Origin of the sequence: Streptomyces hygroscopicus subsp. hygroscopicus, assembly GCF_001553455.1 — a bacterium.
In the GTDB taxonomy this organism is placed as follows: Bacteria; Actinomycetota; Actinomycetes; order Streptomycetales; family Streptomycetaceae; genus Streptomyces; species Streptomyces hygroscopicus.
This window is the reverse complement of record NZ_BBOX01000477.1, coordinates 1-10,527: the sequence shown is the minus strand read 5'-3', so window position 1 is coordinate 10,527 and position 10,527 is coordinate 1. Positions and strand designations below refer to the sequence as shown.

General features: G+C 64.9%; 12 protein-coding genes and 1 pseudogene. 10 read left to right on the top strand and 3 right to left on the bottom strand.

Features of this window, described 5'->3' with window-relative positions:
* The first annotated feature begins 293 nt into the window (after positions 1–293).
* Positions 294–1,982, top strand: coding sequence for a fumarate hydratase (locus AXW62_RS36540; RefSeq protein ID WP_060948195.1), 1,689 nt, complete (start codon positions 294–296; stop codon positions 1,980–1,982).
* Between the two features lie 57 nt (positions 1,983–2,039).
* Positions 2,040–2,915, top strand: coding sequence for an IS5 family transposase (locus AXW62_RS36535; RefSeq protein WP_060948194.1), 876 nt, complete (start codon positions 2,040–2,042; stop codon positions 2,913–2,915).
* A gap of 119 nt (positions 2,916–3,034) precedes the next feature.
* Here AXW62_RS36535 and AXW62_RS36530 read toward each other — a convergent pair whose 3' ends face one another.
* Complete coding sequence (locus tag AXW62_RS36530; protein WP_051885990.1) at positions 3,035–3,472, bottom strand: MerR family transcriptional regulator; 438 nt, start codon at positions 3,470–3,472, stop codon at positions 3,035–3,037.
* Between the two features lie 114 nt (positions 3,473–3,586).
* Between AXW62_RS36530 and AXW62_RS36525 the strand changes: the two genes are divergently transcribed.
* From AXW62_RS36525 to AXW62_RS46835, 8 genes and pseudogenes are all read left to right on the top strand, one after another.
* The gene (locus tag AXW62_RS36525; protein ID WP_060948193.1) at positions 3,587–4,492 is read left to right on the top strand and encodes an NADP-dependent oxidoreductase; all 906 of its coding nucleotides are present in this window, start codon (positions 3,587–3,589) and stop codon (positions 4,490–4,492) included.
* Between the two features lie 398 nt (positions 4,493–4,890).
* Positions 4,891–5,100, top strand: a complete 210-nt coding sequence (locus tag AXW62_RS36520) for a hypothetical protein (protein WP_030822507.1) — start codon at positions 4,891–4,893, stop codon at positions 5,098–5,100.
* Positions 5,084–5,608 carry a DUF6879 family protein gene (locus AXW62_RS36515; protein ID WP_060948192.1) on the top strand — a complete coding sequence of 175 codons (525 nt, stop codon included), beginning with the start codon at positions 5,084–5,086 and terminating at the stop codon, positions 5,606–5,608. Before AXW62_RS36520 ends, AXW62_RS36515 begins: the two co-directional genes overlap by 17 nt.
* Complete coding sequence (locus tag AXW62_RS36510) at positions 5,598–6,440, top strand: helix-turn-helix domain-containing protein (protein WP_060948191.1); 843 nt, start codon at positions 5,598–5,600, stop codon at positions 6,438–6,440. The genes AXW62_RS36515 and AXW62_RS36510 overlap by 11 nt, the downstream gene beginning before the upstream one ends.
* Before the next feature lie 266 nt (positions 6,441–6,706).
* Complete coding sequence (locus AXW62_RS36505) at positions 6,707–7,219, top strand: hypothetical protein (RefSeq protein WP_060948190.1); 513 nt, start codon at positions 6,707–6,709, stop codon at positions 7,217–7,219.
* An 81-nt stretch (positions 7,220–7,300) separates the two neighbouring features.
* Positions 7,301–7,963, top strand: coding sequence for a class I SAM-dependent methyltransferase (locus tag AXW62_RS36500; RefSeq protein WP_060948189.1), 663 nt, complete (start codon positions 7,301–7,303; stop codon positions 7,961–7,963).
* Positions 7,964–8,185: 222 nt separating this feature from the next.
* On the top strand, positions 8,186–8,710 hold the full coding sequence (locus AXW62_RS36495; protein WP_060948188.1) for a DUF6879 family protein: 525 nt from the start codon (positions 8,186–8,188) through the stop codon (positions 8,708–8,710).
* Positions 8,700–8,846 (top strand): annotated as a pseudogene (locus tag AXW62_RS46835) (helix-turn-helix domain-containing protein); the annotation flags it as partial. The gene AXW62_RS36495 and the pseudogene AXW62_RS46835, both read left to right, overlap by 11 nt.
* A 191-nt stretch (positions 8,847–9,037) precedes the next feature.
* Here AXW62_RS46835 and AXW62_RS41965 read toward each other — a convergent pair.
* Positions 9,038–9,259, bottom strand: a complete 222-nt coding sequence (locus tag AXW62_RS41965; protein WP_079106173.1) for a DUF397 domain-containing protein — start codon at positions 9,257–9,259, stop codon at positions 9,038–9,040.
* Positions 9,243–10,085, bottom strand: a complete 843-nt coding sequence (locus AXW62_RS36490; protein WP_060948187.1) for a helix-turn-helix domain-containing protein — start codon at positions 10,083–10,085, stop codon at positions 9,243–9,245. Before AXW62_RS36490 ends, AXW62_RS41965 begins: the two co-directional genes overlap by 17 nt.
* Between the last annotated feature and the right edge of the window lie 442 nt (positions 10,086–10,527).

Genomic DNA, 10,527 nt, shown 5'->3' with positions numbered 1-10,527 from the left:
GGGCCGGGCCGACACGGGCGCGGGCGCCGGGGCGGATTTGGTCAGGGACACGGGCTGCTGCTCATCCACGGACTCAGCGTACTGAGTCGCGATAGATCGCAACTAGGGGACGAACCCTGGAGTCTCCCTGATCCTCACCCCTACTGCGGGGCCTCCCGCCACCGAGCGCCACCCCGGCCTCGGCCCCCCACTGAGCCCTACCTCACAGGTCCCGTCCGGCCGCCGCGTTCTACGCTTATGGACGCGCTGTCGACGAAGTCAGCCCAAGCCCTGTCGAGTGAGGAATGGCCGCGATGTCCCCCGTCTCCCGCCCCGCCCGCCCAGTGTTCACCTATTCGGACCTGCTGCCGTTGGGAGAGGACACCACGCCGTACCGTCTGGTGACCTCCGAGGGCGTGAGCACCTTCGAGGCCGATGGGCGCACCTTCCTGAAGGTCGAACCGGAGGCGCTGCGCAGGCTCGCGGCCGAGGCGATGCACGACATCTCCCACTACCTGCGGCCCGCCCACCTCGCCCAGCTGCGCCGCATCCTCGACGACCCGGAGGCCAGCGCCAACGACCGCTTCGTCGCGCTGGACCTGCTGAAGAACGCCAACATCGCGGCGGCCGGGGTGCTGCCCATGTGCCAGGACACCGGCACCGCGATCGTCATGGGCAAGCGCGGGCAGAACGTGCTCACCGAGGGCGGCGACGAGGAGGCCCTCTCGCGCGGCGTCTACGACGCGTACACCAAACTCAACCTGCGCTACTCCCAGATGGCCCCGCTGACCATGTGGGAGGAGCGGAACACCGGCTCCAACCTGCCCGCGCAGATCGAGCTGTACGCGACCGACGGCGGCGCGTACAAGTTCCTCTTCATGGCCAAGGGCGGCGGCTCGGCCAACAAGTCCTTCCTCTACCAGGAGACGAAGGCGGTGCTGAACGAGGCATCGATGATGACGTTCCTGGAGGAGAAGATCCGCTCGCTGGGCACCGCCGCCTGCCCGCCGTACCACCTGGCGATCGTGGTCGGCGGCACCAGCGCCGAGTACGCGCTGAAGACCGCCAAGTACGCCTCCGCCCACTACCTGGACGAGCTGCCCACCGAAGGCTCCCCGACCGGCCACGGCTTCCGCGACAAGGAGCTGGAGGAGAAGGTCTTCGAGCTGACCCAGAAGATCGGGATCGGCGCGCAGTTCGGCGGGAAGTACTTCTGCCACGACGTCCGGGTCGTCCGGCTGCCGCGCCACGGCGCCTCCTGCCCGGTCGCCATCGCGGTCTCCTGCTCCGCCGACCGCCAGGCGCTCGCCAAGATCACGCCGGAGGGCGTCTTCCTGGAGCAGCTGGAGACCGACCCGGCGCGCTTCCTGCCGGAGACGACGGACGAGCAGCTGGACGAGACCGACGTCGTGCGGATCGACCTCACCCGGCCCATGGACGAGATCCGCGCCGAACTCACCAAGCACCCGGTCAAGACCCGGCTCTCGCTCACCGGCCCGCTGGTCGTGGCGCGCGACATCGCCCACGCGAAGATCAAGGAGCGGCTGGACGCGGGCGAGGAGATGCCGCAGTACCTGCGCGACCACGCGGTCTACTACGCGGGCCCGGCCAAGACCCCCGAGGGCTACGCCTCCGGCTCCTTCGGGCCGACGACGGCGGGCCGGATGGACGCCTACGTCGAGCAGTTCCAGGCGGCCGGCGGCTCGATGGTCATGCTGGCCAAGGGCAACCGCTCCCAGCGGGTCACCGACGCCTGCGCCGCGCACGGCGGCTTCTACCTCGGCTCGATCGGCGGCCCGGCCGCGCGGCTGGCCCAGGACTGCATCAAGAAGGTCGAGGTCCTCGAGTACGAGGAGCTGGGCATGGAGGCGGTCTGGAAGATCGAGGTGGAGGACTTCCCGGCGTTCATCGTGGTGGACGACAAGGGGAACGACTTCTTCACGGACCCGGCGCCACAGCCGACGTTCACCACCATCCCGGTGCGGGGCCCCGGCCTGTCCTGAGCCACCATCTAGGCCGTGTATCGAAAGTGGATCTTGAGCTGTGAATGATCACGGTTCATGGGTCGGGGAGATCTCACGGATGAGCAGTGGGCGGTGTTGGAGCCGTTGTTGCCGAAGGGGGCGAAGGCGGGGCGGCCGCCCGTCTGGTCTCGGCGGCTGCTGATCGACGGCATACGGTTCCGGGTCCGGACCGGTGTGCCGTGGCGGGACGTGCCCGTCGAGTACGGTCCGTGGGGCCGGATCTACGACTTGTTCCGCCGATGGCAGCGGGACGGCACCTGGCAGCGGATCCTTACCCGGCTCCAGTCCCTGGCCGACGCGAAGGGTTTGATCACGTGGGATCTGAGCGTCGACTCAACCGTGTGCCGTGCCCATCAGCATGCAGCCGGGGCTCGCAAGCAAGGTGACCTGCAGAAGGAACTACCAGGCGGTGTCTTCACCGAGCCCGGCGATCGTGGGCTGGGACGCTCGCGCGGCGGGTTCACCACCAAGCTGCACTTGGCCGTCGAGCAAGGCCAGAAGCCCATGTCGATCGTGATCACGGCAGGGCAGCGCGGGGACTCGCCGCAGTTCGAACCCGTACTGGAGAAAATCCGCGTGCCCCACATAGGACCGGGCCGGCCACGTGTCCGCCCCGATCGGGTCCGCGCAGACAAGGCGTACGCCTCCCGCAGGAACCGCGCCTACCTTCGCCGCCGCGGAATCCGCTGCACCATCCCAGACAAGGCCGACCAGGCACGCAACCGTCAGAAGCTCGGCTCCTACGGCGGCCGGCCACCGCATTTCGACCCGGTCGACTACCGCGAGCGCCATGCGGTCGAGTGCGGGATCAATCGCCTCAAGAGACACCGCGCTGTCGCCACGCGATACGACAAGCTCGCGGTCCGCTACGAAGCGACTGTCCTCGTCGCTGCCATCAACGAGTGGCTGTGACCAGCACATTCGTAGGGAATGCGATTTCGTGAGCAGTGGCTTCTACTGCGATCCGGCTTTCCGTGCGCCATGGGCGTCGTCTTCGGCAGCCGATCATACGCAGAGTGCACGAGCGGCTCTCACCTGTCCGTCGTTCTGGGTGCGGGCCGGTGGGTGCTGCTTGGTGCAGCGCTGAGAGCCGGGCCGTCCAACGCCTGTGCGTGGGTGCACTCGGGTGGAGGGTTGCGCGTGGTGGCGATCACGCCGTCGAGCCGGTCACGCGCAGCGAGGAGTTCGTTGATCCGTCCGCTGATCCGCGCGCGCTCGCTCTCCAGCTGATCCAGCAGGCCCGGCGACACCGTTCCGGAGTACACGCAGCGCAGCACCTCCCGCACAGACCTGCTCGGCAGCCCGGCGGCGAACAGCTGCTGGATCAGGTGGACCCGGTCGACCGCAGAGTCCGGATACTGACGCTGCCCGCCGGAGCTTCGCTCGGCCTGCAACAGGTCCTGCTCCTCGTAGTAGCGCAGAGCTCTCACGCTCACCCCGGCCTGGCGGGCCACCTCACCGATCCGCATGTGTCCTCCGCCCTCCCGGCTGACGCGTCGACTTGCACCTCACGCCAACGTCAGGTTTTAGCGTAGTCGACGTCAAGGCATACCAAGGCATCTGGACAAACAAGGCAGGTCATCATGCGCGCAGCCCGCTACCACGAGTACGGCGGCACGGACACCCTCGTCGTCGAGCAGGCCCCGGACCCGCTGCCCGGTCCTGGAGAGATCCGCGTCCGTGTCATGGCGGCCAGCGTTAACCCCGTCGACTGGAAGGTGCGCAATGGATCGGTGCGCGACTTCCTCCCGATCGATCTGCCAGCGATCCCAGGGCGCGACGTCGCAGGTCTGGTGGACAGGACCGGCGAGGGGGTCAGCTCGGTCGACATCGGTGACCGCGTCTTCGGTCTGGGCGGAGTGACGGGTGCGACGGCCGAGCTGGCGGTCCTCTCGGCCTGGGCTCACGCCCCCGCCAACTGGAGCGACACGGAGGCCGCCGCGGCCGGCCTGGCATCCGTGACGGCGCTGGGCGGACTCAAGGCACTCGGTCAGCTGGAGGGTCGCACCCTCCTGATAGAAGGGGCTGCCGGAGGAGTCGGCGGCGCGGCGGTCGAAATCGCCCGCGCCCTGGGGGCCACCGTGATCGGGACGGCCAGTGAGCGCAACCACGCGTTCCTCACCTCCTTGGGCGCCCTTCCCGTGACCTACGGTGCGGGCCTGGCGGAACGTCTCGCCAGCCTGACCCCGAGCGGAGTCGACCTCGTCCTCGATGCCGCCGCTTCCGGCTCCCTGGCCGATCTCGTTGACATCGTCGGCGACCCGGACCGCGTGGTGACGGTCGCCGACCACGTGAACGCACAGCGTCTGGGCGTCCGGGTGGCCAACGCGGTCAACGACGCTACGCTCCTGGCCGAAGCGGGCGCTCTCGGCGAGCAAGGCCGCTACACGCCGCGTATTGAACAGACCTACCCGCTGGAGGAGATCGCAAAGGCGCATGCTCACTCCGAGCGCGGACACGTGCAGGGAAAGATCGTGGTCACCATCTGATCCGCCTGCGTACACAGCGGAGACGGAGTCGGACCTGACCGGGCGGCGGTAGGCCACTCAAACCGGAAGATCGCTAACACACGACCGTCGACAGCTACTGAATGTTACCGCTGTTCATGATCGCGTGAAATTGCCCGTGATCAGGCGGAAGTGCTCACGAAGTTGCGGAACATTCGATACACGCCTAGGAGCCTCCCAGACCCCTCGGCCGTCCGGCTGGGGGTCTGTTGCTACGCGGAGAGGCATGCGGCGCCGCTCAGGGGCGTCCTGGCCTAGGGCGTCAGGCCCGTTTACCCGACTACGCGAATATTGGCGTTGCCGCATAGCCGGGCCTGCCAGTCCCTCGTACCGTCGTAGCCACCAGGTCCCAACGGGGGCCAGCACAAGGGGGTTTCAGCATGGCGCGCGAGGAACTGACCCGCCTGACCGGTAACGGAAACGGCACCTGCGGCAAGGACGACTGCCCGAACATCTACCGGGACGAGGCCGACGGCGGGATCGTCGTCCAGGGAGACATGTGCGAAGCGTTCCAGCCTCCGGCCGGTGAGGCACTGGTGAAGATCCCCGAGCACGTTCTGAGGGAGGCTGTACGTGTACTTGGCTGGTGAGGAATGGGCGGCGCGCTTCGAGGTCTTCCGGCGGGAAGCGTGGAGGCTTGAGACCCTGCCCCAATACCTCATGCCGCAGGAGGAAGAAGAGTTCGCGGCCTTTAAAGCCGGGGCCCGTATCGACCCGCACGCCGTCTCAAACGAGTACACCGACCGATTGCGTCGACAAGTCGCAGAGGGGCGCCCCCAAGGGCGTGTGCACGTCCTGACGCGTCCGCTCTCGGACTACCTGCGATTCGAGTTCTCCCAGTATTACGCACCCCACGCACTGGCTGGCGAGCGCATCCGGATTCTTGACGTGACCGACCGGGATAACCCGCTGGAAGGCGTTCAGGACTTCTGGATGTTCGACCGTACCGAAGTGGTGCTGATGAATTACTACCCGGACGGGCGCCAGATCAACCGTGAAATCTACGAAGGGGATGTGGCTCAGTACATCGAATACCAGCGCATCGCGGTAGCTGAGTCGGTGCCCTTTGAGGAGTACGTGAAGGGCATTGACGTTTGAGCCCGAGAGGCTAGGTCAGTCCAGATCAGACCTAGCGGAAGCCTTGAGAGGTCAGCGCAAGCGAGCCGGGAAAACTCAAACCTGGCTCGCTCGCCACTGCACCATGTCTCAGACCAAGGTCAGCAACATTGAGAGCGGAAAGCTCACACCCTCACTAGTCGATGTTGAACTGATCCTGGAAGCCCTCGGAGTGGATAGTCCTGTTGCTGCCGAGATACTTTCGCTGGCGAGGACGGCAAATACGGAGTGGCAAGACCACTGGTCCTCTCGCCGCAGAGGCTTGGACAAGAAGCAGAACGAGCTGGCAAGGATTGAAGCGGTATCGACAGAGTTCCGATTCTTTCTGCTCTCTATGATTACCGGATTGCTGGCCACGCCGGAGTATGTGCGTGCCAGCATTTCCGACGTTCCCGGCGACCAGTCGAAGACCATTGCGAAGAAACTAGAGCGGCAGCAGGTGCTTTACGAATCCTCAAAGTCGTTCACGTTCATTCTCACCGAGCAGGCTGCCAGATGGCCACTACTCCCCCCTATGGCAATGGCCTTGCAGCTCGACCGGCTTGCATCCGTCTCCCGCATTCCAAATGTGCAGCTAGGCGTGATCCCTTTGGGCGGGCACATTCCAGAGAGGCCGCTGAACACATTCACGGTCTATGACCGCCGGCTAGCCACCGTGGAAACCGGCACGGGCGCATTGATCTTGCGGGACCACAGAGACGTAACGGCATATCTCAGGGACTTTGAGAAATACGAGCGATACGCAGTCTTCGGCGATGACTGCCGGGAACTCCTGACCGAGTGGTCCATGATCTTTACCCGACAACGCCCATAACGCTCGCATTGCCGGGTGCCTCCCGGCACTATCCCTGAGACGACACCCAGTCGCGGGGAGGCCCCAGGGAATGAGCGCAACATCGAACACGGCGACGGCGGAACCGGTACACCTGTCGCTTCGGCGTCGACCTCCGAAACCCCCGCCAGGGTGTGATGTTTGCGCAGCGTTGGCCAAGCAGGGGCAGAAAGCGCGGCTCCCGTCTCCCGTGCAACCGCGCGGCATTGACGGGTCACACTCCCATCAATTGAAAGGGGAACCACCGGATGACCGTCATGGTCGAAGCTCAGAGCGGTACTACATACCGCGCCCCTCGGGCGTTACTGAACGCTGTACGCCCCCGTGTCAAGGAGTGCACGTACAACGTGCTGGAGAGTCCCGGATCGGTCGGGCTCGACCTGTGGGACCGCGAGATCGCGCTTCTCATGCGAGACAACGTCATGGTTCGCGACATGGCGGAACGCATTCTCGGCAATGCCGTGGCCTACCTGATCACCGCCATGGAACACCCGAACGTGCACCTGGGCGTGGGCAAGGTCGTGGACATCGGCGTTCATCAGATCATTCTCGACACGCCCGTGTACTTCGCGTTCTGTGACGTGTACAACCACGGGCGGTACAAGCACCACGCGCCACTCATCCAGCGCCGCACTGACGGACTGGTCATCCGCACAGCTGATTTCCTCCGGAACAACGGCTTCGACGCGGACGAAGAACTGTGGAGCCGGGACGGGTCCGAGTGCTCCCCGTGCGACAACAAGGTTCCGGATAGTCACTGACCGGTGCCGCTTGGAGTGCCCCGCCTCCGTCCCGTCCGAGGGCGGGGTGCTCTCCCCAACGACCAATGAGAGGGAAGCACGTTGACCGCCCAGCACAACTACGACCATGAGCGCCAGCTATGGGACACATTCGCCGAATCGGCTAAGAAGGACGTGTTCGAGGGTGACCCGGTGTTCAGGTGGACGCAGTACAGCGAGCACGGACCCGGTGTCGAATTGCTCGGCGAGCCGGAAAGCGTGCTTGAGATCGGATGCGGCACCGGGCGCATGCTCGCCTACCTCGCAAAGCGGGGCATCAAGGCAGCCGGCGTCGATCTGTCACCTGTGATGGTGCGGAACACAACGGAGCGATGGGGTCCTATGGGGGCGCAGTTCATCTGCGCCGAGATTCTTGACCACCTGCGGCGCAGCTCTGAGACGTACGACGCGATTTACTCGATCTTCGGCGCCGCCTGGTTCAGTGACCCGGAGAAGCTCTTCCCTCTTGTGTGGAAGCGGCTCAACCGTGGCGGCGTCTTCGTCTTCTCACAACCGCCAGCCATCCCTGGCGCGTATGGCCCCCAGGGCATGTACAAGGGCGGCTTCGCGGGGCCAGCCATGTTCACCTACCGCTACAGCTACCCGCCTCGAATGTGGGAAAGCCACTTGCGCACGGCCGGTTTCGCGGAAGCGTCGGTTCAGGTTCTCGAAGCCCCGACGCGTGGCCATATCGGAACCCTGATTGGTAGAGCCGTGGCCGCATAATCCTCGCCCAGCAGGCTGCCCCTCGCCTGTCGGGCGACCATTGCCCCCCATGCGCGGGCTATGCTGGCGGGCCTAACTGCGACGACGACGATTGCCCGAACGTCTACCGAGACGAGACAGATGGCGGCATCGTCGTCCAAGGCGACCAGTGCAAGGCGTTTCAACCTCCGGCCGGTGAGGCGCTGGTGAAGATTCCCGAGCATGTTCTGAGGGAGGCTGTTCATGCTCTTGGATGGTGATGGCTGGCGCGAGTATTTCGACGCCTTCGAGCGGGAAGCATGGCGGTTCGAGGCACAGCCCACGTACACCATGCCCAAGGAGCAGGAGAACGTGGCCCGCTTTCTGGCGGGTGAAGCAAAGCCAGCGGATCACAATGCGCGCTGGCATGAGCGAGTCAAGATATATATTGACTCAGGCCGCAGCATCGGCCGTGTTCGCGTCGTGCGCCAGCCGCTTACCGACTATCAGCGGTACCAATTCGCTTGGGGCATCCCGGGCAACATCAAGGCCGGAGAGGACATCCGCGTCCTGGATGTAACTCACGATGATTACGGCCTGCCGCTTACCGGCCAAGACTGGTGGATGTTCGACCGAACCCGCATCGCCTGTCTCAACTTCCGGCCGGACGGTACACAGATCAACCGCGAGGCATACGAGGGTGACCCTGCTCCCTATCGGGAATGGCAGCGGCTCGCCCTGGAGCACGCTGTGCCCTTCAAGGAGTACGTGAAGGGCCTTGACCTTTGATCCGGAACAGCTAGGTCAGTCGAAAGCCGACCTAGCGGAAACACTCCGCACGCTCCGCAAGCGAGCCAACCGAACTCAGGTCTGGCTCGCTCAGCGCTGCAACATATCTCAGACCAAGCTCAGCAACCTTGAAACGGGCCGGATTACTTCCAAATACAGACGGCAGGGGCCGCACCGTCTGGAACGAGATTCCTTCGCGGTCGCGAGAAGGCATGCCACACGCTGGGCAGGTGCAGTACGGTGGAATGCGCGCCGGACCGGCGGGAAACTCAAACGGCCCCTGCCGAGTAGTCAGGGGCCGTGGTTCTGGTGTTCCGTCAGGGCCGATCAGGTTGCGGGCAACTGCCCGCTCTTGACTGCCGATACGAATGATGACCAGGACGACACCGGGAAGGTCAACGTCGGACCCTGCGGATCCTTACTGTCCCGTACGGGGACGATGCCAGCAGACGCGAGGCTAGGTGCCCACACGACACAACTGCCGCCCCCGTTGCCGCTGTAGCTGGATTTCACCCACTCGGTACCGGATCGGTCAGGTATGGCACTCATCGGGTAGTACCTCCATCAGGGATCGAATGAAAGTCGACGTGTCGCTCGGCGACAGAGCGCAGGCCCTCAGCAGATCATAGGCCCGCTGGCGCGCCGAGACCGCTGCGAGGTCCTCAAGTAATGTCCCCGTAGAAATGCTCTCTTCGTAGGCTACGCGAGCACCGTTGTCGAGAGTCATCAACGTCAGCGTTCCCCCCACCAGAGCATGTCCACCACATTCGAACGGTAGAACCTGAATCACGCTCGTCGGGGTCAGTGTCAGGTCAACCAGACGAGAAAGTTGTGCACGCATCACGGCAGGCCCGCCGAATGCCCGCCTCAGAACTGCCTCGTCAAGGATCAGTGAGATGTCGGGCGGAAAATCGGCGCTCAATAGAGTTTGCCGACTCATGCGGGCGCTGACCAACTCCTCGATCTTTTCCGCCGTGGCTTTAGGGTCGAACGTTTCGAACAGGGCGCGGGCGTAACCCTCAGTCTGCACAAGCCCCGGCACGATTTGACCGGCGTACTCCTCAATGAGCCGCGATTGTGCCTCGAGTTCCATCCGCCGCCTGAACTGGTCGGGATGGATCTCCCGGCGGGCAAGCCCATACAGCTCCTCGAAAATCCCGTCCGTTCCAAAGACGGCGTCCAGCCGCTTGGGCAGGTCGGGCGGGGGCATTGCGTCGGCCGTCTCGATGCGTGACAGGTGGCTTGTGCTCACCATCACGACATCCTTCAACCGCTCAAGACTCATGTCCGCGCGCTCTCGGTGGGCACGCATCTTCGCCCCGAACAAGTGTCGGGCGGATCGGTCGGGCGTGAGTTCGCGTGGCCGTGCCGCCATGTGCCGTCCCCATTTCCCCAAATGAACCTCGGGATATGAACCTCACCTGAGCGTACGTGAGTTGCGCCACGCTTGTGCCAGAAAGGCAGACCCCCGCGACGTGGCTGCGTCCGGGGGCGTGGCCCAACAGCCTCAGAGGAGCTGATGAACAATGAACAACCCTATCCAGTGGTTCTGCGCATGGGTGAGTGCGTTTCTCGCCTTACGGCCGCGCGGCCGTCATCGGTCCGAGGCGATGCCTCTCGCGTCGCGTGCGGACATCTCGCGGCCCGAGGCGGGAGACGTGGACTCTGCCGCCAGGGCCCAACCGGTGGTCACGAGCCCGCACAGCGACGTGCCCACTCCCGAATGGCGTACCGCGGCCCTGCCGCTGGACGACCGGGAACCCGCCTCGGTACGGCCCTACGTGGTGGCCCCTGAGCAACGGCGCGACCAGCGGCGG

Bases quoted from the DNA above. Each gene is read 5' to 3' on its own strand.
- AXW62_RS36495 (WP_060948188.1), top strand. From the start codon at position 8,186: ATGCTCTTGGATGGTGATGGCTGGCGCGAGTATTTCGACGCCTTCGAG.
- AXW62_RS36505 (WP_060948190.1), top strand. From the start codon at position 6,707: ATGACCGTCATGGTCGAAGCTCAGAGCGGTACTACATACCGCGCCCCT.
- AXW62_RS36530 (WP_051885990.1), bottom strand. From the start codon at position 3,472: ATGCGGATCGGTGAGGTGGCCCGCCAGGCCGGGGTGAGCGTGAGAGCT.
- AXW62_RS41965 (WP_079106173.1), bottom strand. From the start codon at position 9,259: ATGAGTGCCATACCTGACCGATCCGGTACCGAGTGGGTGAAATCCAGC.
- AXW62_RS36520 (WP_030822507.1), top strand. From the start codon at position 4,891: ATGGCGCGCGAGGAACTGACCCGCCTGACCGGTAACGGAAACGGCACC.
- AXW62_RS36540 (WP_060948195.1), top strand. From the start codon at position 294: ATGTCCCCCGTCTCCCGCCCCGCCCGCCCAGTGTTCACCTATTCGGAC.
- AXW62_RS36490 (WP_060948187.1), bottom strand. From the start codon at position 10,085: ATGGCGGCACGGCCACGCGAACTCACGCCCGACCGATCCGCCCGACAC.
- AXW62_RS36535 (WP_060948194.1), top strand. From the start codon at position 2,040: ATGGGTCGGGGAGATCTCACGGATGAGCAGTGGGCGGTGTTGGAGCCG.
- AXW62_RS36525 (WP_060948193.1), top strand. From the start codon at position 3,587: ATGCGCGCAGCCCGCTACCACGAGTACGGCGGCACGGACACCCTCGTC.